The organism is Acetobacter estunensis (assembly GCF_019083805.1).
In the GTDB taxonomy this organism is placed as follows: Bacteria; Pseudomonadota; Alphaproteobacteria; order Acetobacterales; family Acetobacteraceae; genus Acetobacter; species Acetobacter estunensis_A.
Genome location: NZ_JAHRDV010000009.1, coordinates 21,953 through 43,473, shown reverse-complemented (window position 1 = coordinate 43,473; position 21,521 = coordinate 21,953). Strand labels below are relative to the sequence as shown.

General features: G+C 60.5%; 15 protein-coding genes. 9 read left to right on the top strand and 6 right to left on the bottom strand.

Annotated elements, in window-relative coordinates; all coding sequences use genetic code 11:
- Positions 1–130: 130 nt before the first annotated feature.
- A complete protein-coding gene (locus KUA11_RS11740) occupies positions 131–880 on the bottom strand; it encodes a uroporphyrinogen-III synthase (RefSeq protein WP_217410483.1) in 750 nt (249 codons plus the stop codon).
- Positions 873–1,949: a hydroxymethylbilane synthase gene (gene hemC, locus KUA11_RS11735; RefSeq protein ID WP_217410482.1), complete on the bottom strand. Its 1,077-nt coding sequence runs from the start codon at positions 1,947–1,949 to the stop codon at positions 873–875. Before hemC ends, KUA11_RS11740 begins: the two co-directional genes overlap by 8 nt.
- 95 nt (positions 1,950–2,044) lie before the next feature.
- Between hemC and tsaD the strand changes: the two genes are divergently transcribed.
- The 7 genes from tsaD to KUA11_RS11700 all read left to right on the top strand — a co-directional run bounded on the left by tsaD (position 2,045) and on the right by KUA11_RS11700 (position 13,230).
- Positions 2,045–3,109, top strand: coding sequence for a tRNA (adenosine(37)-N6)-threonylcarbamoyltransferase complex transferase subunit TsaD (gene tsaD / locus KUA11_RS11730; protein WP_217410540.1), 1,065 nt, complete (start codon positions 2,045–2,047; stop codon positions 3,107–3,109).
- 95 nt (positions 3,110–3,204) lie between these two features.
- A complete protein-coding gene (locus KUA11_RS11725; RefSeq protein ID WP_217410481.1) occupies positions 3,205–4,422 on the top strand; it encodes a YncE family protein in 1,218 nt (405 codons plus the stop codon).
- A gap of 223 nt (positions 4,423–4,645) precedes the next feature.
- Positions 4,646–5,524, top strand: coding sequence for a ferredoxin--NADP reductase (locus tag KUA11_RS11720; RefSeq protein WP_217410480.1), 879 nt, complete (start codon positions 4,646–4,648; stop codon positions 5,522–5,524).
- A 129-nt stretch (positions 5,525–5,653) separates the two neighbouring features.
- On the top strand, positions 5,654–7,051 hold the full coding sequence (gene gorA / locus KUA11_RS11715; RefSeq protein ID WP_217410479.1) for a glutathione-disulfide reductase: 1,398 nt from the start codon (positions 5,654–5,656) through the stop codon (positions 7,049–7,051).
- A 393-nt stretch (positions 7,052–7,444) separates the two neighbouring features.
- On the top strand, positions 7,445–8,773 hold the full coding sequence (locus tag KUA11_RS11710) for an ammonium transporter (protein WP_302480893.1): 1,329 nt from the start codon (positions 7,445–7,447) through the stop codon (positions 8,771–8,773).
- A 199-nt stretch (positions 8,774–8,972) separates the two neighbouring features.
- Positions 8,973–9,476 carry a hypothetical protein gene (locus KUA11_RS11705; RefSeq protein ID WP_217410478.1) on the top strand — a complete coding sequence of 168 codons (504 nt, stop codon included), beginning with the start codon at positions 8,973–8,975 and terminating at the stop codon, positions 9,474–9,476.
- A 718-nt stretch (positions 9,477–10,194) separates the two neighbouring features.
- Positions 10,195–13,230, top strand: coding sequence for a Hint domain-containing protein (locus tag KUA11_RS11700; protein ID WP_217410477.1), 3,036 nt, complete (start codon positions 10,195–10,197; stop codon positions 13,228–13,230).
- A gap of 44 nt (positions 13,231–13,274) precedes the next feature.
- On the opposite strand, the gene KUA11_RS11695 is transcribed toward KUA11_RS11700, so the two are convergent.
- Positions 13,275–14,426, bottom strand: a complete 1,152-nt coding sequence (locus KUA11_RS11695) for a UDP-galactopyranose/dTDP-fucopyranose mutase family protein (protein WP_217410476.1) — start codon at positions 14,424–14,426, stop codon at positions 13,275–13,277.
- An 86-nt stretch (positions 14,427–14,512) separates the two neighbouring features.
- Here KUA11_RS11695 and KUA11_RS11690 point away from each other — a divergent pair, with 86 nt between their 5' ends.
- A complete protein-coding gene (locus KUA11_RS11690; RefSeq protein WP_217410475.1) occupies positions 14,513–15,784 on the top strand; it encodes an NAD(P)/FAD-dependent oxidoreductase in 1,272 nt (423 codons plus the stop codon).
- Positions 15,785–16,054: 270 nt separating this feature from the next.
- Complete coding sequence (locus tag KUA11_RS11685) at positions 16,055–17,455, top strand: amino acid permease (RefSeq protein WP_217410474.1); 1,401 nt, start codon at positions 16,055–16,057, stop codon at positions 17,453–17,455.
- 318 nt (positions 17,456–17,773) lie between these two features.
- On the opposite strand, the gene KUA11_RS11680 is transcribed toward KUA11_RS11685, so the two are convergent.
- The 3 genes from KUA11_RS11680 to KUA11_RS11670 form a co-directional block, all read right to left on the bottom strand.
- A complete protein-coding gene (locus KUA11_RS11680; RefSeq protein WP_217410473.1) occupies positions 17,774–18,898 on the bottom strand; it encodes an aromatic ring-hydroxylating oxygenase subunit alpha in 1,125 nt (374 codons plus the stop codon).
- 80 nt (positions 18,899–18,978) lie between these two features.
- Complete coding sequence (locus KUA11_RS11675) at positions 18,979–20,463, bottom strand: aldehyde dehydrogenase (protein WP_217410472.1); 1,485 nt, start codon at positions 20,461–20,463, stop codon at positions 18,979–18,981.
- Between the two features lie 17 nt (positions 20,464–20,480).
- Positions 20,481–21,521 carry an ATP-binding cassette domain-containing protein gene (locus KUA11_RS11670; protein WP_217410471.1) on the bottom strand — a complete coding sequence of 347 codons (1,041 nt, stop codon included), beginning with the start codon at positions 21,519–21,521 and terminating at the stop codon, positions 20,481–20,483.

Genomic DNA, 21,521 nt, shown 5'->3' with positions numbered 1-21,521 from the left:
CGTAAAGAAGTTTTTTCAAAAAGCTTCAGAGAACGTCGCTTTTTTAGAAAAAGGCGACACCCAAAACTTTGATATTGTTCAATAATAATACATTAAAAACAACAAGCTAGAGAAGTAAGGGAGCGCGCGATCAGCCCGGTGAGACGCGGGAGGAAGCCGCCCCCATAAGCCTGAGCATGTTGGCTGCATCTGGGTGAGCGGCCGTGCGGATTGGGTGGAACCCGTTGTGCTCAAGAACACGGGCAGTCGCGGCGGAGATGGCTATGGCCGGCATGTTCCGCATCACGCAGTTCGCGCCCCGCAGTGCTCGGCAGAGCGTACGGGCGCTTCCCGCGGAAAAGGACAGGACGAGGCTGATCTCGCGCTGTTGCCATGCTCGCAGGACAGAGGGCGGCAGAGCGCGCAGGGGGCGGGAGGCATAGGCCACACGCCGTCGGATCCGAAAGCCGTTTTTCCGCAATTCAGCCGCCAGTGTGGCGCCATGTCCTTTTCCTGAAAGCAGCAGCAATGTGCCGCTTTCAGGCGTCAGGCGTGCGCGGACAAGCGCCGCCAGATCGCTTGCATCGCCGCCTGCGCTTTCCACATGGGTGAAGCCACGCTCGCGTGCGCGGCGTGATGTAGCGTCTCCCACGGCGAAAATCGGCAGATCATGCGCCACGGCCTGTTCGAGCGCGGGAAGGGATTGGGAACTAGTGACGAGAGCAGCAGCGACACCGGGTTGCTGTGGTACGAATCGTGGTTCGATGTGCAGGGACGAGGCGGCGAAAGGCTCCCATCCCAACGTTCGCACGGCCTCCATCGTTTCCGAAAGCCCCGGCTCGGGACGGACGATCAGGACGCCGGGTTTGCGGTTGCGGGCAGCCCCGTTCTGTTCAGTCATTGTCCGTGAAGATGGAGGCGGGACTGTCACGACGCAGGCTGCGGCCAAGTTCACGGCCAATACGCTCGGCGTCGGCAGCGGCACCGGTAATTTCGCGGCGCAGCAGGAAGGTTCCGTCTTCTGAGGCGACAAGGCCCGTCAGATGCACCTGTCCCTTCGGTCCGGCGGCCGGATTGAGCAGGCGGGCATAGCCGCCGATGGGGGTGCGGCAGGAGCCGTCAAGCTCTGCCAGAAGGGCGCGTTCGGCAGTGGAGACGGCCCGGGCTTCATAATCCTCAATGGCGGCGAGGAGTTCGCGCAGTTCGATGTCGCTGGCGCGAACCGTCACGCCCACAATGCCCTGTCCGGCAGAAGGTACCATCACGGCGGGATCCAGCACGACAGAGGCGCGATCTTCCATGCCGAGACGGCGCAGACCCGCCAGCGCCAGTAGCGTGGCGTCGCACTGGCGGGCGGCGAGCTTGTCGAGTCGCGTCTGCACGTTGCCGCGCAGCAGTCCGAAGCGAAGGTCGGGGCGCACATGCAGCATCTGCGCCTGCCGCCGCACGGAGGCGCAGCCCACCAACGCGCCATGCGGCAGAGCGTCATAGGGACGCATGGGATCATCGGAGGGTTTCAGCCCGGGGCCGAGGATTAGGGCGTCGCGGGCGTCTTCGCGCTTCATGGTGCAGGCCAGCACCAGCCCGTCAGGTAGTGTGGTTTCGAGATCCTTGAGACTGTGGACAGCGAAGTCGATGCGTCCGTCCAGCAGCGCTTCATGAATTTCCTTGGCGAACAGTCCTTTGCCGCCAATTTCGGCCAGTGCGCGGTTCTGGACCTGATCGCCTGTGGTGTTGATCAGATGTTCCTGAAAGGCGTTCATGTCCCGCAGCACCGGGCAGAAGCGTGTCAGCCGGGTGAGAAAGGCGCGCGTCTGCCATAATGCGAGCGGAGAGCCGCGCGTGCCCACCCGCAGCGGCAATTGCCGGCGGTGCTGCGGCGTTGCGGTCTTCTGACGCGCGGCGGCCTGGGCCGCGATCTTCTGGAGCGCGGCGGAGGGAAGCGGACGGGACGGCTGTGCGGAAACCATTTGGCGTGTTTATTACCAGCACCGGATGAAGGAAAGGTGACGTGACGCCAGAGAACACCGACGGAAACGCTGCCTGTGGGGCGTGGTCATACCCCATGGGCCCCCTGCTTGCCATTGAATCGTCGTGCGACGAGACGGCGTGTGCCATTCTCTCCACGCAGGGCGACGTGCTGGCCGAGCGCCTTGTCTCGCAGTCCGATCACGCTGCTTTCGGGGGGGTGGTGCCCGAGATCGCGGCGCGTGCGCATCTCGCCCTTCTCCCTGATCTTGTTGAGGAAACTCTCAAAGCCTCCGGTCTTGCCCGCAGCGATCTGGGCGCGGTCGCGGCTAGCACGGGGCCGGGTCTGATCGGCGGCCTGATCGTGGGCGCGAACTTCGGCAAGGGGCTGGGGATCGCGCTGCAAAAGCCTTTCATTGCGGTCAACCACATTGAGGCCCATGCGCTTTCGGCAAGGCTCCCCGGCGTTTTCGAGGGAGGGCTGGCTTTCCCCTATCTGCTGCTGCTCGTCTCGGGCGGGCATTGCCAGTGTCTGGCCGTTGAGGGTGTGGGGCGCTACCGGCGGCTGGGTGGCACGATCGATGACGCGGCGGGTGAGGCCTTCGACAAGGTGGCCAAAATGCTCGGGCTGGGCTGGCCCGGCGGCCCTGCGCTGGAGGCATTGGCGCGGGAAGGGAACCCGACGGCCTTCGCGTTCCCCCGTCCGCTCAAGGGACGGGAGGGGTGTGATTTCTCGTTCTCTGGCCTCAAGACGGCCATGGCGCGTCAGCTTGAGCCTTACGGCATGGAGCCGTTGCCGCGGGAACTGGCCGCGGATCTGGCGGCCAGCTTCCAACAGGCCGTAGCGGATGTGATTGGGGACCGTGTGACACATGCGCTGGGCATGATGGAACGTCCCACCGCGCTGGTAGCCGCTGGCGGTGTCGCAGCCAATGGAGTGCTACGCTCGCGTCTGACAGCGCTCGCGCAGGCGCATGATCTGCCGTTCGTGGCGCCACCTTTGCGATTGTGCACCGACAACGCGGTGATGGTTGGGTGGGCGGCGCTCGAAGTATGTCGTGAAGCACAGAGTCTGGGTGTGCCGCTGCCCGATGACCGAAACACGCGCCCGCGTCCGCGCTGGCCTCTGGCCGAAATGGCGCAACGGTTCGCGGACGGATGAAATTCTTTGGAAAAACGGCGGTGACTTGACGCAGATCGCTTGTCGGCGCGGAGGCGTGTGGTATTGCCTGCGTCCTCGGAGGTTGCTGACACATCATGATACAAAACCGCTTTCTGACAGGCGCCGCTCTGGTGGCCCTTCTTGGTTCTCTTGGTCTCGCTCCGGCGCAGGCGCAGACCGATGCGCCAGCAGCCGCTCCCACGCCGGAGGCTGCCAGCAGCCGCGTCATGAGCATGGTGCAGACCATTCCGGGCATGCCGCCTGTGGTCGATCCGTCCAACATCTATTCGGAAGCGGCGGCGGGCAAAGTCCGTGCGGACGTAGCCAGCGATCCGGCGCGGATCTATGTGCCCAATCTGCGGTCGAACGATGTCTATGTGATCGATCCCGCCACCCTGAAGGTGGTTGACCGTTTCCCCGTGGGCAAAAGCCCGCAGCACATCGTGCCGTCATGGGACATGCGGACCCTGTGGGCGACCAATAACGCCGAGGGCACGACGCAGGGCAGCCTGACGCCGATCGACGCGCATACGGGCAAGCCCGGCGCGCCTGTGCCGGTGGACGATCCCTACAACATGTATTTCACGCCGGACGGCAAATCCGCCATCGTGGTGGCCGAAGCCCGCCGTCGTCTGGACTTCCGCGACCAGCACACGATGGAGCTTCAGGGATCGGTGGAAGCCCCGAAATGCCCGGGTATCAATCACGCCGGGTTCTCGATCGATGGTCGCTACGCGATCTTCACCTGTGAATTCGGCGGCATGATGGCCAAGGTGGACACGGTCAACCGCAAACTTCTGGGCTATCTGAAGCTGTCCAAGGGCGGCATGCCGCAGGACATCCTGACGGCGCCGAACGGCAAGACCTTCTATGTGGCCGACATGCACGCGGACGGTGTGTTCATCCTCGATGGCGACACCTTCACCGAGACGGGCTTCATTCCGACCGGCGTGGGCACTCACGGCCTGTATCCGAGCCGGGACGCGAAGTTCATGTATGTGGCGAATCGCGGTTCCCATAAGGTGCATGGGCCGCGCCACAGCAAGGCTGGCAGCGTGTCAGTGATCGAATTCGCGACCAATCAGGTGGTGAAGACGTGGCCGATTCCCGGTGGCGGCAGCCCCGACATGGGCAATGTCAGCGCGGACGGAAAGAAGCTGTGGCTTTCGGGCCGCTTCGATGACGTGACCTATGCAATCGATACTGACACGGGCGCGATGACGGCCATTCCCGTAGGGGCGGAGCCGCATGGCCTGACGGTCTGGCCGTTGCCGGGTCGCTACTCCGTGGGTCACACGGGCATCACGCGCTAAAACGGAACAGGGGGGTCTCTCGTCCGCTGCCTGAGAGGTGGACGAGAGCCCCCTTGAGCCGGCTGCGAAGGTGAGCGGTGCAATTATCACTGGTGCCGCTGCGGTCTTCCCACTAGAAACGCCACCCAATTCGTTTCTTCAACCTGCGGTCCGCCGCGGGAGGCTCCGTGTCGTACGGGTGCTTCCGCCTGATCCGCTTCCAGTTCATGGAGATATCCGGCCCATGTCCGACATCCTGCCTCGCGTTGCTCCCGATCAGGCGCCTTCTGGCCTGCTGCCGGTCGAAGGTCAGGAAGGAGTGTGGCATCTCGCGCCGCCGGAAAAGGAATATGGCCATCTCTTCCCGGCCAAGGTGCTGACGGTTCATCACTGGACGGACCGTCTGTTCAGCTTCACCACCACCCGCGATCCGGCTCTGCGTTTCGAGAACGGCCAGTTCACGATGATCGGCATGGAAGTGGACGGCAAGCCGCTGCTGCGTGCCTATTCCATCGCGTCCGCCAATTATGAAGACCACATGGAGTTCCTCTCCATCGCCGTGCCGGACGGTCCGCTGACCTCGCGCCTGCGTCATGTAAAGGTGGGTGACACGGTCCTGATCGGCCGCAAGCCAGTGGGCACGCTGCTGCTCGACAATCTCCGTCCGGGCCGCAACCTGTATTTCCTGTCCACGGGCACGGGCCTTGCGCCGTTCATGAGCCTGATCAAGGATCCGGAGTGCTACGAGCGCTACGATAACGTCATTCTCACCCACACGGTGCGCGTCTCCGGCGAACTGGCGTATTCCAACCATATCCGCCACGAACTGCCCGAGCATGAGTTCCTTGGCGAGTACGTCGCCTCCAAACTGCGTTATTACCCGGCTGTGACCCGTGAGGCGTTCGAGGTGACGGACCGCATCACGACCCTGATCGAGAACGGCAAGATCTTCCGCGATCTCAACATTCCCGAACTGGATCCCGAGCATGACCGCGTCATGATCTGCGGTTCACCGGAGATGCTCGCCGATACGGAGAAGCTGCTTCAGACGCGCGGCTTCGATGAGGGTAACAACTCCAAACCCGGTGCTTACGTCGTCGAAAAAGCTTTCGCCGAGCGTTAATCGTCCCCTTGTTCCGGCGCGTTTTTGCGCCGGATCTGGTGCCCCGCTTTCGGGTGGGGCACATTGCCGGTCGGGCGCAAAAGGCCGTTTCGGTTTGCCCGTCATCTCGGGTGAAAACGGAGCCTGACCATGTCTGCCGCTACTTCTTACGATGTCGATCTTCTGGTCATTGGCGCCGGATCGGGCGGTGTGCGCTGCGCGCGGATCGCTGCAGGCCATGGCGCCCGCGTGGCGGTGGTGGAAGGACGGCACTGGGGCGGCACCTGCGTCAATCTCGGGTGTGTTCCCAAGAAGCTGATGGTGCAGGCCAGCGAGTATGGCGACTATGTCGCGGACAGCCACGGATTCGGCTGGGACACGCCCGAAGGCACGCATGATTGGGGCAAGCTGATTGCCGCCAAGGATCGCGAGATTTCGCGCCTGAACGGCATCTATGTCTCCATGCTGGGAAAGGCCGGTGTGCGGCTGCTGACGGGGCACGCTGCCTTCGAAGACGCCCATACCATCGTCACCACGCCGACGGCGCTGGACGCGCAGGCAAAACCCGAGCGCATCACGGCAGAGCGGATCGTCATTGCCACCGGCTCCACGCCGAGCGTGCCAGATATTGAAGGGCACGAACTGGCCATTACCTCCGATCAGGTGTTTGCGCTGAAAGAAATGCCCAAGCGCGTGTGCATCGTGGGCAGTGGTTACATCGGGGTTGAGTTCGCGGGCATTTTCGCGGGCCTCGGCGGTAGTGTGGATCTGGTCTACCGGCAGGATCTACCGCTGCGTGGCTTCGATGAAGACCTGCGTACGGCGCTGCATGAGGCCATCGACCAGCGCGGCATCCGTCAGCATGTGGGCGCAAGCCCTGTGCGGATACGCAAGACGGGAGAAGATCTGGTCGTCACGCTCGACAATGGCGCCAGTCTGACGGTCGATTGCGTGTTGATGGCGACCGGGCGTCATCCCAAGATCAAGGGTCTGGGACTGGAGAACACGCGCGTTCGCACAGAAGACAATGGGCGCATCATGGCGGACCGGCATTTCGAGACGACCGAGCCGGGTGTGTTCGCTATCGGCGATGTGACGAATCACGAGAACCTTACGCCGGTGGCGATTGCCGAAGGTCATATCCTTGCCGACCGTCTCTTTGCCCATCACGCGCGGGACTGGTCGTTCGAGACGGTGCCCAAGGCCGTTTTCTTCACGCCACCAGTGGCAAGTGTGGGACTGACGGAGATGGAGGCTGCCGAGCGCGGGACGGTGGACGTGTATGTCAGCCGATTCCGTCCGATGCGACACACGCTTAGCGGACGCGAGCGCCGCACGCTGATGAAACTGGTTGTGGATCAGGCAACTCAGAAGGTGGTTGGCGTCCATATGATCGGTGAGGATGCGGCCGAGATCATGCAGGGTATGGCCATTGCGGTGACGGCGGGGCTGCGAAAGGTGGATTTCGATCGGACCGTGGGCATTCATCCGTCCTCGGCGGAAGAGTTTGTCACGATGCGCACCCGCACGCGCGTTAGTGGTGACTGAGGGCGTTCTCTCTATCCAGAGCGACCCGTCCACTGAAACGCGATGTTGAGAAGGGATATGGGCGCAAGGGGCGAAAGAACGGACGAATTCTAGCGAGTAAATTCCCTTGCTCTGTTCAGACAGTGTGATTCCCGCAACGCAGTCTGGGACATTTCGTCTAACATAGTGTGCGAACACGTCTTTCAGGCTTTGGAAGGCTTGAGTATTTCGTTTCGATTAAGCTACGTTATCAGACGAATAGCTAGTTCAGCGGTCTCTCGGCACGAATCGACCGCTGGACACAGACGCGAATGAGGCAGGGAGCAGCGGGCGTTCATGAAAAACAAGGTTTCCTCGTTCGTGAGGAGAGAGGCTGTGCCGGATCTGTGGCGTAACCGCCTGACACGCATGGCCATGGCAGGCACGGCCCTGCTGGCCGCCACTCCCGCCATGGCGGAGGACGCAGCACCTGCGCCTGCAATCGATACGGGCGATACGGCGTGGATGCTGACCAGCACCGCGCTGGTGTTGATGATGACCATTCCCGGTCTGGCGCTGTTCTACGCAGGCATGGTCCGCAAGAAGAACGTGCTGGCCACGCTGATGCAGAGCTTTTCGATCTGCTGCATCATCACCGTCGTATGGATGGTGCTGGGCTACTCGCTCGCCTTTTCCACCGGCACGCCCTATGTCGGCGGCCTGTCGAAGGCGTTCCTGTCCACGCTGGGTGAGCACATTGCCAAGGGCGCGGACGTGCCCTTCACCATTGGCGCGGACTCGCCCAATGCTACGACGATGACGATTCCCGAGAGCGTCTTCATGACGTTCCAGATGACCTTCGCCATTATCACTCCGGCACTGATCGCAGGTGCCTATGCCGAGCGTATGAAGTTCTCGGCCATGTGCATCTTCACCATCCTGTGGTCGCTGGTCGTCTATTCGCCCGTGGCGCACTGGGTCTGGAGCCCGATCGGCTGGCTGGCCGGTATGGGAACTCTGGATTTCGCGGGTGGCACGGTCGTGCATATCAACGCCGGTATCGCTGGTCTCGTGTGTGCGCTGGTGCTTGGCAAGCGCAAGGGGTTCGGTACGGATGATCTTGCACCGTTCAATCTGACCTACGCTGTTATTGGTGCCTCCCTTCTGTGGGTGGGCTGGTTCGGCTTCAATGCCGGGTCGGCTGCGGGCGCCAACGGCCGCGCGGGCATGGCGATGGCGACGACCCAGATCGCTGCTGCAGCGGCCGGCGTGTCGTGGATGGTGGCGGAATGGATCCGCACGGGGCGCCCAACGGTGTTGGGCATCATCTCGGGTGCGGTCGGTGGTCTGGTGGCCATCACGCCGGCAGCCGGCTTCGTGCTGCCCGGTGGCGCGCTGATCATCGGTCTGGTGACGGGCGTTGTCTGTTACTGGGGCGCGACCAGCCTCAAGCATATGATGGGTTATGACGACAGCCTCGATGCTTTTGGCGTGCATGGCATCGGCGGCATTGTGGGCGCATTGCTGACGGGTGTTCTGGCTTATGGACCACTGTCGGCCACTGATGCCTCGCCGGAAGGCACGTCCGGCTCGCTCCATCAGCTTTTGGTGCAGGCCGAAGCTGTGGGCGTGACCATCGTGTGGTGCGGCGCGATGACGTTCATTCTGCTCAAGATCGTGGACATGCTGGTGGGTCTGCGGGTTTCTCCCGATCAGGAACTCGAAGGTCTGGATGTTTCCCAGCATGGCGAGCGTATCGCCTGAGACCGTCGTTCGGTCCGGTTGTATGGAAGAAAGGGCAGGTCTGATGGGCCTGCCCTTTTTCTTTCATTCACATTGTCTTGCGTGTTGCCCGGCCATGAGGTCTTTCTACGGTTGGGCCTGTCATTCCTGCGGAGAAATGGTCCACCGCGTCCGGTCATGAGGCAGGGCGTGTTCCGCACTACAGTCATAAGGACAGCCGATGGGCTTCAATCGTTCAGCACGCGCCTCGCTCGCGTCTCTCGCTCTTCTTTCCGGTGTAGCGTTCGTGGGCGTACCGCAGGCGGCTCACGCCATGACTGCCAAGGAATGCCACGCGAAGTTCAAGACCGCGAAGGAAGACGGCACGCTGGCAGGCCAGACGTACAAGGCCTTCAAGGCGGCGCAGTGCGGTGGTGCGGAAGCCGAGCCCGAGGACAAGGCTGACGACAAGACCGCGGCAGCCGATGGCAAGGCCGCAGCCGAGACACCCGCAGCCACGAAGAAAGCCGAGGCACCCGTTGAGCCGGTCTCTTCGGGCAATGTGGTGTTCCCCGGTGCCGTGTCGTCGAAATATTCCTCGCTCAGTGCTGGTAAGGCCCGCATGAAGACCTGTCTGGATCAGTATCACGCCAACAAATCGACGGGCGGGAATGGTGGCCAGAAATGGATCATGAAGGGCGGCGGGTATTACAGCCTGTGCGTCAAGCACCTCAAGGGCGCGTAATAAAGTGTTTCTGACGAGGAAGGGCGGCTGCCCTTTCCTCGTCAGCTTTCTACTGCTGGCGTTTGAAACAGTTTCTTATCCAGTCCATCGGCGGGATGTTTTCGTTCTCTCCAATTGGCCGTTCATTTCTTGTAGGGCGCTTTTTGGCATTGGCGGCAGAGGCTGCGCCTTAACGGATCGGCAAGGTCTGTATCCGGAAAATTAGTAAACAGCACGAAGAATGAGACCCGGAACGTTTTTTAGTTCGCGCGATTCAAAAAGAGTCGCGCCAAAGCTCCGAGGGACTCATGAGCGACACGACGAATACGCCGTTGGATGTGAAATCCGGGACCGGGATTACGACACTCTCCTCGTCCGTTACCAGTGCAATCATCGAAAGCGGCGGTATTCTTTCGATGACCAGTGGCGGCGTTGTGTCGTCGGTAACCGTGGAAGACGGTGGTAAGCTTTTTGTCGGCAAGGCAGGCGACCACACCAGTGAGCCTGGTGTGCAGGGCACCGTCAGTGGCGGCACGGTGGCCGATGGCAGCTTCCTGACGATTTCAGGTGGCGGCCTTATCGAAAACACGACAGTCGCCACGAATGCTTTTGTCGTAGCCTCGGGAGCGGCGGCCAGCAACGTCACCCTTTCAGGATCCGATGCTCTGGAAAGCCTGTACGGCACTGACTCCGGCACGGTGATTCTTGCCGGGGCGAAGCAGGACATCAATGATGGGGTGTGGCCAGCGGGGCCATTGTGTCGGCGGGAGGCAATCAGGCGGTCCTCGCCGGTGGCAGCGCGTATGGCACCATTGCGTATGGTGTGGCGGGCCTTGAGCAGGAATCCATCACCAATGCGGGATACATATCAGGCGCGCAACTGATCGGTTCCGGCGCACTTTTGCATGCCGACGCCGGGTCGGCGGACGGGACACTGCTGATTTCCGGTGGTAGCGCCCTGATCGAGTCGGGCGCGACCATGAATGACACCACCGTTGAAAGCGGCGGCGTGTTGTTCGTGCATGCGGGAGGAAACGCTTCTGGTGTTGTCATTGAAAGTGGGGGCACTGTCAGCGGTGCGGGCGGCACTACGGCGGCCGATGCGACGGTAGCGAACATTGCCAATGCAACGATCGAGAGTGGTGGTGAACTCGATGCCGTCAATACGACGGTTTCGGGCGCCACGGTCGAAAGCAATGGGTATCTCGTTGCCTATCATGACAGTGGATATGCGCCGACGATTGACGCCGTCACGGTGCAGTCGGGCGGCACACTTGAACTCGTTCAGAGCGATATCACAGTCACCAACCTTACACTGGCTTCGGGCGGTATGCTGGAACTGGACGCGCTTAAAGGCGCGGACACTCCGAGCGTTTCCGTTTCGGGCGACACGGTGACGATTACGGCCACCAGCAACGGCACGACACTTACCCAGACCCTATCTTTCGCCGATACGCAGGGCACTCTTACGCCCGAGGAGTTCAGTTCGGCAGATTGGTCGGACGGCGTGCTAACCTATGTGGCCTGTTACCTGCTCGGCACACTGATCGCGGTCGAGAATGGAGAGGTTCCGGTCGAGACCCTGCGCATCGGGGATCGTGTGCGTACGGCTTCGGGCGCGTTACGGCCCATTCGCTGGATCGGTCGTCGTAGCTACGCCCCGGAGTTTGTCGCCAGTAATTCCAGCCTCTTTCCAGTTCTGTTCCGCGCGGGTTCGCTTGGCGAAGGTCTGCCGCGTCGGGATCTGCGTGTGTCCGCCCAGCACGCGATGTTCCTCGACGGCGTGCTGGTGCCCGCTGGCGCGCTGATCAATGGCCACAGCATCGTGCGTGATGAGTCCATCGGAGAAGTGAACTACTTCCACATCGAGCTGGACACGCATGATGTCCTGTTGGCCGAGGGAGCGGCTTCCGAGAGTTACGTCGAGGATGGCGCGCGGGGTATCTTCCAGAACTTTGCTGAATATTACAAGATCTATCCCGATGCGAGCCGGGAGTGGGCCGTGCGCTGTGCCCCTTATGTGGATGAAGGTGAGACGCTGCGGGCCATTCGCGCGAAGCTGGAAGAGTACGTATCTCTTCTGGAAACGGCCGAAATGGACGAGGAGTTTGAGGACGACAGCCGTTTCCAGGGATGGCTGGACAGCGTGATGCACAGCCGGATCGAAGGGTGGGCGTGGGATGCCCGGCATCCGTTCGACATGGCGTGCGTCGAGATTATTGTCGATGGCCGCTCCATCGCCACGTTATCGGCGGACCGCCAGCGCGGCGACATCGCGCGGGCCGGCATGGGTGCGGGCTGGGCTGGGTTCCGGCTGGATCTGGATGAGCCGCTGGACTGGCGCTGTGCGCATCGTGTCGAGGTGCGTCATGCCGTGTCCAAGGTGCCGTTGTCCGGATCGCCCAAAGTGCTGGAGCCGCTGGAGGTTCTGGATGAGGCGATGGAGCATGCCATCACCCGTGCGGTGAAGGGGCTGGCTTCCCGCCCTGAGCGTTTGCGGGCGTTGTCGTTCATGACGGAGCAGGTCGAACGTCTGCGTGCGCAGGAAGCGGAGTGCGACACACGCCGCGACGAAGTGGAGAAACTGGGTAAGGCGCGGAGGCGTGCGGGACGCGCGGCGGCGTCCATGCCCGAGATCAGGCGGGCGTTGGTGCTGGCCGAGACACTGCCCTGCGAAGGTCTGTCATCGGAGGCGACGGCGCTGCTTTCGCATATGCGCGGTCTTAAACGCCTTGGCTATGACGTAACCTTCGCGGCGGTGGGCCAGTGTGTTCCGGCTGCGATGGTGGCGGAGCTGGAAGCAGAAGGCGTGAGCGTGGCGCTGGCACCACTCTACACGTCGGTGGATGATCTGCTGCGGCGTCAGACCGATGCGTTTGAGGTGGTGTATCTGCGGGGGCAGTCCGTGGCCTTGGCTTATGCGGGGCTTGCGCGCCGTTATCTGCCGCGTGCCCGACTGCTGTTTGCTCTGCGTTCGTTGCGTCACCTGGCGCTGGCGCGGCGGGCCGATGTGCAGCAGGTTCCGGAACTCGGTCGAGCCGTTGCCCGACTGCGCACGCAGGAATTGACCACGGCCTTACTGTGCGATGCAGTCATCGTGCATTCCGAAGTGGAAGCGACCGGTTTGCGGGCTCTGGCCCCCATGCTGAACGTCCATGTCGCACCATGGAATGTGGCGGCCGTGTCGGTTTCGGTGGACGCTGTGCAGCGTTCTGGTGTCGCGTTCCTCGGACATTACGGACACATGGAAACGCTGGAAGCGGCTTCATGGCTGGTCCGAGACGTCATGCCGCGCGTGTGGGCGCAGGCTTCGCACATACGTTGTGTGTTGGCGGGTGAGGGGCCGCAGGATGTCGTGAGCGCTCTGGTCCGGACGGCTGGCGAGACATGCGGCGGTGTCGAGGTCGTGGGCGCCGTGGACAATCTATCGCGTGATTTGTTCAGTGCCGTACGTCTGGGCGTGGCGTCCCAGCGACTGGGAGCGGGTGTCGCCGCCAAGGTGGTGGACACGTTTGCGGCGGGGCTGCCCTGTGTGATGACACCTGTGGCTGCTGAAGGCCTTTCCCTTTCCAAGCGACTGGAAACGCTGATGTGCGGGGATGCCGACTCCATGGCGCGCCGGATCGTGCGGTTGCATGACGCCCCAGAAAAGGTCGAGTCACTTGGGCGGAGCGGTCAGCGTATGGTGCGGGCAATCTTCACCGCGACCGCTGTGGACAGTGGTCTGGCAGCGGCGCTGAATGTGTCGGTGCAGGCGGTTCGTCTCAGGGCCTGAGTGAGGGACCACGGGAGGTCCGCTCCTCCCGTGGTGTCGCCGGTTTATGGAAGCGGGTTGACGAAAAAAGAGGGGATATCGCTGTTGTCGCGGAGAGCCGCCAATGTGGTGTCCACTGCGTCCAGCGCCTCTCCGATCGAGACGTCCATGTCGAGATAACGATAGGTGCCGAGGCGCCCGAGAAAGGACACCCCTTTCGTCTTGCGTGCCATGTCCACGTAAGCCGCGAGCATGTCCTGCTCCTGCACAAGGCGGATCGGATAGTACGGGATGTCGTTCTCGTTTGCGAGGCGGCTGTATTCCCGGAAGCAGACCGTGCGCTCCAGCTTGTCGGCTTCCCATGGCGCGAAGTGCTTGTGTTCGGACACGCGCGTGTAGGGCACGGCTCGGTCGCAATAATTCATGACTGCCGTGCCCTGATAATCGCCCTCGGCGGTGAAGCGTTCGAAGTCGAGCGTGCGATAGCCCAAGCGGCCCAGTGGGAAGCCGAAGAAACGGTCGATCGGGCCGGTATAGAAGACGTGGTGAAACGTCTCCTTCACGTCTTCGAAGCGCGTCCCGAGAGCGCGTTCGATCTTTGGATGGTTGAGGATGTTTTCCACGATGGCGGTGTAACCGTCTTCGGGAATGCCCTGATGGGTGTGGTTGAAGTAGTTGTCGTCATAATTGAAGCGCACCGGCAGACGCTTGAGGATAGAGGCAGGCAGTTTCTTTGGGGAGAGGCCCCACTGCTTGAGCGTGTAGCCGTGAAAGAACGCCTCGTAGAGTTCGGGGCCGATCATAGACAGCGCCTGCTCCTCAAAGGAGCGTGGCTCGGTAATGGAGCGATCCGCCTTGGCGGCGATGAAGGCGCGGGCCTCATCGGGACGCAGGGTTGTGCCGAAGAACTGGTTGATGGTGAGCAGATTGATCGGCAGGGAGTAGACCCGGCCACCGGACTGGGCTTTCACCCGGTTGATATAGGGTCGAAACGATCCGAAGCGATTGATGTAATTCCACACGCGATCACTTGAAGTGTGAAAGATATGCGGGCCATAGTGATGGACCATGACGCCGGTTTCCGCGTCACGCGTCGTGTGACAGTTGCCCGCGACGTGCGAACGTTCGTCGATCAGCAGGATATCATGCCCATTTTCCGCGAGCGCACGCGCCATAATACTTCCGCTGAAACCAGCACCGACAATACAATAACGCATATTCAAATGTCTCCCGGGATCGTGACCCTATGATGTCGCAGGATAGGTCATTGGCCGTGAAGGCACCAGTAAAGCAGGACAGCACGATGGCAATTGGCAGTCTCTATGAAACCAGTAGTTCACCCCTTTCCGGAATCCCGCCTCTGACAGGGGATGTACAGGCCGATGTGGCCATTATCGGTGGTGGACTGACGGGGGTATCCACGGCTCTCCATCTGGCGCAGCAGGGCGCGCGTGTTGTCCTGCTGGAACGGCACGAGCCGGGATGGGGGGCTTCCGGTCGGAATGGTGGTCAGGTCAATCCGGGCCTGAAACCGCCGCCGGAGGAGGTGGAGAAGGATTTTGGGCCAGAGGTGGGAGGACGGCTGGCGCATCTGGCATGGAACGCGCCCGACCTAGTGTTCGAATTGATCGAGCGGCATGGCATTGCCTGTGATGCCATACGGGGCGGCACATTGCGGACGGCCACAGCGCCCTCCCAGATCCCGGCGTTGCGGGAACTGGCGGATCAGTGCCTTGCGCGCGGCTGGCCGGTGTCATGGTTGGATGAAGCAGCTGTGCAGACGCGCACGGGTTCGCCTTATCACAAGGCGGCGCTGCTGGACGCGCGGGGAGGGCAGGTCGATCCCTTGGCGTATACGCGCGGTCTGACACGAGCTGCGATGGAAGCGGGCGCACGCATCTGTTCGCAAAGTCCGGTCGTGTGTCTGCGGCGGTCCGCACGCGCATGGCAGGCGGTGACCCCTCAGGGCAGCGTGACCTGCGACAAGGTGGTGGTGGGAACGAACGGTTACAGTTCCTCGCTGATCAATCCGTTGCGACGGTCCGTTATCCCCGTTTACAGCGCCATCGTGTCCAGCACGCCACTGCCACAGGCTTTGCGTGAGCGCATTATGGCGCAGGGCGAGGTGTTGTATGAACTGGGCATCGTGACGGCTTATTATCGTGTAGACGCCCAGGGGCGGCTGCTGATGGGAGGACGCTCATTCTCCCATCCCGCACAGGGCGTGGCGAGTTTTCCCTTTCTGACGGCCCATGCCGAAAAGCTCTGGCCCGAACTGCGGGGAGCAGTCTCATGGACGCACGGCTGGAACGGACAACTGGCCATGACGCTGGATCATTACCCGCATTGGCATGAGCCGCAGCCGGGTCTGGTCGCGGCTCTCGGTTACAACGGGCGTGGCGTGGCTCTGGCCACGCTGACGGGACAGGAGATCGCCCGCTATCTGGCAGGCGAAGCCTCACCCCTGTTTCCGTTCACGCCCATCCGTCCGGTGCCGTTTCATCGCTTCTGGCGTGTGGGCGTGGCGGCTGGAATCGTGTGGGGGCGGCTGCGGGATCGTCTGGCGGGTGCCTGAACCAGTTACCGGTTTCCAAGATAGACATTACAGGATTTTGATGGCAGCCGGAGGGCGACAACGTCCTTCCGGTTTTCTCAAAGCGACATGGTGGAGGACGATCAGGAATTGACCGCTCCGTCTTTATGTCGTTACGGTTGGAGAATAATAATCCGCGATCCGGTTTTATGGCCCGATCTGCGGCTCCGAGATAACCTGCGCTCATGTCGTATGTGACAAGGGCGTGCCCCGGATAAGCCAAAAACGGCGTGTCCGATCGCAGGAGGAAACATGAGCGGACAGACCGTTTCCAGCCCCACGACCACAGGCGGCGCATTGCGCTCCCGTCATGTGACCATGATCGCCCTTGGAGGGGTGATGGGAGCCGGGTTCTTCGTCGGATCGTCGGGCGCCATTGCCACGGCCGGTCCGTCCGTCATCCTGTCTTACGCCTTTGCCGGACTTCTCGTTCTGTGTGTGAACATCATGGTGTGTCTGGTGGCGCTGCGGGCACCGGGGCGCGGCTCGTTCGTGGCGCAGATCGGCGGTGTGTTGGGGCATCGGTGCGGCTTCGTCATGGGGTGGACCTACTGGACCATCTGGATCACCACCATCGGTATCGAAGTCATGGCTGCGGCCACGCTCATGGCGCCATTTGTGCACCTGCCCTACTGGGTGATCGAGGCGCTGATTCTCGGGGTGATGACAGCGCTCAACCTTGCTTCCGTGCGCGGGTATGGCGAGGTCGAGAGTTGGCTGTCGGGGATCAAGATTCTGGCTGTGCTCGCGTTTCTGGGTGTGGGTTTGTACGCGCTGGCGGTCGGGCGGCATATCACCCAGCTTCCACTTCTTGAGGGTGGCTTCTTTCCTCATGGAGGCATTGCCGTGCTTTCGGCGGTCCCGGCGGCTGTGTTCTCCATGTCTGGCAGCGAAATCGGCACGATCGCGGCGCTGGAAACGGATTCGCCCGCGGCCAATATCGCACGGGTGGCGCGAACCATTGCGATCCGACTGGCGGCTTTCTTCATGACGTCCATCGGCATGTTGCTGTGCCTCGTGTCGTGGAAGGAATATGCGCCGGGCAATTCGCCTTTCCTGCTGGTGCTGGAACGCCTCAATGTGCCGTTCGCGCAGGATGCCATGACTCTGGTCATTCTGGCGGCCATCCTGTCCACGCTCAATTCTGGGCTGTTCGCCGCCTCACGCGTGCTGAACGAATTCGCATTATCCGGGTATGGGCCAAAGGCGTTTCATGACGCGACGAATGCCAGCGGTATCCCCCGTCGCGCCGTGCTGTGCGTGGCGGTCGCCTCGGGATTGGTTGCGCTTTCGGCTATTGCTTCCCCCAAGCTGGTTTTTGCTTTTCTTGTGAGTGTAATTGGTTCGTTCATCATCATCGATGATGTCCTGATCGTCATGGCGGGCATGAAGCTTGCGCCGGAACGTCGTGCTCTTGGCTGGTTCACGCTGGCCTGTCTGATGGCGGTTCCTGCCTCCATGGCGCTCTATCCGGCGACGCGTGGGGAATTGGCTCTGAGCGCGGGTGCCATTCTGGGCATTGTGGGGATCGGGAGTGTGGTGGGGTGGATGCGAGACCGGCAAGACGTGCGGCGTGCTTCATCCTTTCGTGGTGATGAGGGCATGAAAATAGGGGTGTCCGTGCCGGTGAGGAATGTGCCCCCGCAGCGATAGATCTGTCTGCGATGAGTGTAGATCGTTGTTCGAGAGCATCCACGTGTTGGATGATTACCCCAGTTTTGGAGTTTTCGTCTTGTTGAAGTGAGTTTTAATGTTTGTGGTATTACGAAACGTCATGCTCCCGCGTGATTTCAGTAAGACGGAAACATGCCAGAATGTTGGGCTGCTATCGGAACACCACACGATCACTGACAGTGTGTGTGTGCAAATTCTGAAGCTGTGTGTTGCCTTTAGGGGGAACCTCCCTTATCGGAGGTTCCCTGATCGCTTCGAGAAATGACACAATGCCACAGGTTGCGTGAGATGTTGCGATCAAACGCCGACCTTCTGAGAAATCCAGCGGGCGAACTCATAATTTGGCCGTTCGAGATGCGATAGTGTGCCGGGTACGGCAAAGCGGCTCTGTAATCCTTTCCAGACACGCTCCGTGCAGCCCTGATCTTCTCTGTTCACCTCATCAAGCAGAGTCTTGAGTGATGTAAAATGCTCTTGCGCCTGAGGATCTGCCATGAACTCGGGAGACAGGCCGCCGCCATAGAGAATGTTCACATGATCGACACCGTCCGGCGTAAGTGACAGATACCAGAAGTAACCGGGCGTCAGCGTGATGAGTAGAGATGGATAGATCGCCAGTAGCCATGTGCGACGGCGATCATCCCCTTGCAGCACTGTATTCCCCGGGTGAGCCAGAGCCAGCGGCACCGTGTCGTCCTTGAGAATGTGATGGTAATTGAACGCGGGAAAACCTTCGGGGCACACCATTTCGCGGAGTTTCGTGGTTCCCCCGATGGTTCCGGAGTGGCACATGGGCAAGTGATAGCTTTCCATGAAATTTTCCGCGAGGATCTTCCAATTCGTGTTCCAGCGGTGCTGCTCACTGAATGTCTGGACGTAATTCTCCATGTGCAGATAGCCCACAAGCCGATCCACATCCGCATAAAGTTCATGTGGTGGTGGAAGATCAGGGTCAAGCGTCACCATGATCCAGCCTTGCCAGTCCACACAGCGTATCTGCGGCAGACGGAATTTCTCTTTGCAGAACCCCTTGTTCTGATCCATGGCCGGAGCACCGCGAAGCGCTCCATCAAGTCCATAGCTCCATGCGTGATAGGGACAAGTGATGACCGACACATGCCCGTGCCCTTCCAGAAGAAGGGACATGCGATGTCGGCAGACATTCGACATCGCACGCAATTCTCCTTGCGCATCCCGCAGGACGATAATTGGCTCATCCGCGATTTTCATCGTCAGGTAGTCGCCGGGGGTAGGCAGCGAACTTGTACGTCCGGCGCATAGCCAACTCCCGGAAAAAATGTGCGATTGTTCCAGTTCGAGAAAATCAGGTGATGTATAGACCGCAACCGGCATCGCTTCTGCCTGTTCGAATGGAGCGGTCACATTTTCATTCAGTTCCGCAGATGCCGTGCACGTGCCCATTATAGTAATCCTCACGATATATTAAGCGTGAAACACGTTTTCCAAGAGCCCTACAGTCGGCGTGGGCTTGGAGGTGGTCCTCACCCCACCTTGATCCAACTCGTCTTGAGGGCCGAATACTTGTCGAACGAGTGCAAAGAGAGATCACGGCCAAAGCCTGACTGCTTCAATCCGCCAAATGGCGTCATCACTGAAAGAGCATCAACCGTGTTGATGGACACAGCTCCCGCTTCGAGTTTGTCCGATACGCGCAACGCCCTGCTCAAGTCGCGTGTCCACACTGAAGCGGCCAGTCCATAGACCGTATCATTGGCGAGAGAGAGCGCTTTTTCTTCCGTATCGAATGCCTGTACTGTCAACACAGGACCGAACACTTCCTCTCGCAGCAGTTCTGCCCCGGGCGGCAAATCTGTGAAGATCGTGGGAGTGACGAACGCATCCGATCCATTGATCACACGCCGCTCACCACCAGTAACAAGTCGGCCATCTTTCCTGGCCTGATCGATGAATTTCATGACCCGGTCAGCGTGGCGTCCATCAACCAGAGAGCCTGCGTGCGTCTGTGGATCCAGTGGATCACCCGGCTGGAAATCTGTGGCAAGAGCCGTAAGGCGTTCGAGCATTTCTTCCAGAACCGGTCGTTCGACCAAGAGTCGGGAGTTTGCGGAACAGACTTCGCCCTGATTGAAAAATATTCCAAAGGCCGCAGATGTCGCTGCCGCTTCAAGATCGGCATCGGCAAAGATCACGTTTGGACTTTTCCCTCCCGTCTCCGGCCACACCATCTTCATGTTGCTTTCGCCGGCATAGCGCATGAACATCTTGCCGATCGCGGTCGAGCCCGTGAACGCAATACAGTCCACCTCCATGTGTCGCCCCAGCGCCTGACCGGCATCTTCACCAAAGCCGGGTACCACATTTAGCACGCCGTCTGGAAGGCCCGCTTCACTGGCCAGTTCCGCAAGACGGAGCGCTGAGAGAGGAGATTGCTCGGCAGGCTTGAGGACGACCGAGTTCCCCACCGCCAAAGCCGGCGCGATCTTCCATATTGCCATCTCAAGCGGGTAGTTCCATGGAACGACGGCTCCCACGACCCCCAGCGGCACACGTCGGACCAGCGCCAGATCTGCCGTGCCCGTGGGGGCAATTTCTCCATAGAGCTTATCGATCGCTTCAGCGTGCCATTGCAGAATGGCGGCCGAACCGGGCGCGTCATACTGCAGGCTGTCACTGATCGGCTTGCCCATATCGAGCGTTTCAAGAAGAGCGAATTCTTCAAGGTGATCACGGATCAAGGCGGCCAGACGTAGCAGTACGTCCTTACGTTCGACAGGTTGCAGACCAGACCAGCGACGATCGGAAAATGCTCGTCGCGCGGCACCCACGGCCAGATCGATGTCTGCCACTCCGCCTCGCGCCACTTCGGTCAATACCGTACCTGTGGCCGGGTTCACGCAGGGAAATGTTGCGCCTGACACGGCATCGACCGCTCTGCCGTCAATCCAGCACCGATTGCGGAACCTGAGAGACTCTGCACGATTCTTCCATTCATCGTGTGTCATCATGATGGGATATATCCTTTTCAGGCTGCCTGTTTTTCAGGTGATGAGAATAGGAATGGCAGGATGTCGGTGGTCCCGATGACTCCAACCCGATGTCCGTCGGCTGTCTCGACTCCAAATGTGCCAGATGACGCAATGATCTGTGGTGCTGCGTCAACGATCCGTGCCTGTGCGGGCAGAACACCATTCAGAGTTTCATCCGCCGCTGGGCGCGCGATCGCTCCGATAGTGACGACATTGGCTTTTGGAATATTGCGCGTGAATGCTTCAATATACGCATTCTTCGGTCTCAGGACGATGTCTTCGGGTGTGCCGATCTGCACGATGCGCCCGGCTTCCATCACAATGATCCGCGTAGCCAGACGAACGGCTTCATCGAAGTCATGGGTCACGAAAAGGATCGTCTTGTTCACGATTTTCTGTAGACGCAGAAGCTCCTGTTGCAGTTCACGACGGATAAGCGGATCAAGGGCCGAAAAAGGCTCATCCAGAAACCATATGTCGGGATCTGTCACCAGAGATCGCGCAATCCCCACGCGTTGCTGTTGTCCACCGGATAACTGAGATGGATAGCGGCCGATGAGCTTTCCCAACCCCACCAGATCAATGGTCCTGCGTGCCTTTTCAATGCGTGAAGGGAGAGTTTCTCCTCGAACTTCAAGCGGGAGCGCCACGTTTTCTAGAACTGTACGGTGTGGCAACAGGGCGTAGTGCTGGAACACCATACCCAACCGATGACGACGGATATTGATGAGTTCCTGTGATGAAGCTCCCAGAAAGTCCTGTCCATCAATCAATAGCGTCCCATAAGAAGGCTCTATCAACCGACTGACGGCTCGCAGAAGGGTGGACTTTCCACTGCCCGATAGCCCCATGAGCGTGATCAGTTCGCCAGGCATCACATCAAAGCTCACGCCGCGCACAGCGCCGAAGAGACCGTGTTTTTCCAGAAAGGCATCATCCGGGGCACTGTTACGGTCGCCAATGAGCCTCTCTGCATTGGCTCCATAAATCTTCCACAGTTCCCCGACCTGCAATTTTGGCGTGGGAGCTGTAGACAT

What these genes read in the sequence shown, in the direction of transcription:
- KUA11_RS11740 (WP_217410483.1), bottom strand. Translation starts at nt 880, where the DNA reads ATGACTGAACAGAACGGGGCTGCCCGCAACCGCAAACCCGGCGTCCTG.
- hemC (WP_217410482.1), bottom strand. Translation starts at nt 1,949, where the DNA reads ATGGTTTCCGCACAGCCGTCCCGTCCGCTTCCCTCCGCCGCGCTCCAG.
- tsaD (WP_217410540.1), top strand. Translation starts at nt 2,045, where the DNA reads ATGGGCCCCCTGCTTGCCATTGAATCGTCGTGCGACGAGACGGCGTGT.
- KUA11_RS11725 (WP_217410481.1), top strand. Translation starts at nt 3,205, where the DNA reads ATGATACAAAACCGCTTTCTGACAGGCGCCGCTCTGGTGGCCCTTCTT.
- KUA11_RS11720 (WP_217410480.1), top strand. Translation starts at nt 4,646, where the DNA reads ATGTCCGACATCCTGCCTCGCGTTGCTCCCGATCAGGCGCCTTCTGGC.
- gorA (WP_217410479.1), top strand. Translation starts at nt 5,654, where the DNA reads ATGTCTGCCGCTACTTCTTACGATGTCGATCTTCTGGTCATTGGCGCC.
- KUA11_RS11710 (WP_302480893.1), top strand. Translation starts at nt 7,445, where the DNA reads ATGGCAGGCACGGCCCTGCTGGCCGCCACTCCCGCCATGGCGGAGGAC.
- KUA11_RS11705 (WP_217410478.1), top strand. Translation starts at nt 8,973, where the DNA reads ATGGGCTTCAATCGTTCAGCACGCGCCTCGCTCGCGTCTCTCGCTCTT.
- KUA11_RS11695 (WP_217410476.1), bottom strand. Translation starts at nt 14,426, where the DNA reads ATGCGTTATTGTATTGTCGGTGCTGGTTTCAGCGGAAGTATTATGGCG.
- KUA11_RS11690 (WP_217410475.1), top strand. Translation starts at nt 14,513, where the DNA reads ATGGCAATTGGCAGTCTCTATGAAACCAGTAGTTCACCCCTTTCCGGA.
- KUA11_RS11685 (WP_217410474.1), top strand. Translation starts at nt 16,055, where the DNA reads ATGAGCGGACAGACCGTTTCCAGCCCCACGACCACAGGCGGCGCATTG.
- KUA11_RS11680 (WP_217410473.1), bottom strand. Translation starts at nt 18,898, where the DNA reads ATGGGCACGTGCACGGCATCTGCGGAACTGAATGAAAATGTGACCGCT.
- KUA11_RS11675 (WP_217410472.1), bottom strand. Translation starts at nt 20,463, where the DNA reads ATGATGACACACGATGAATGGAAGAATCGTGCAGAGTCTCTCAGGTTC.
- KUA11_RS11670 (WP_217410471.1), bottom strand. Translation starts at nt 21,521, where the DNA reads ATGTCTACAGCTCCCACGCCAAAATTGCAGGTCGGGGAACTGTGGAAG.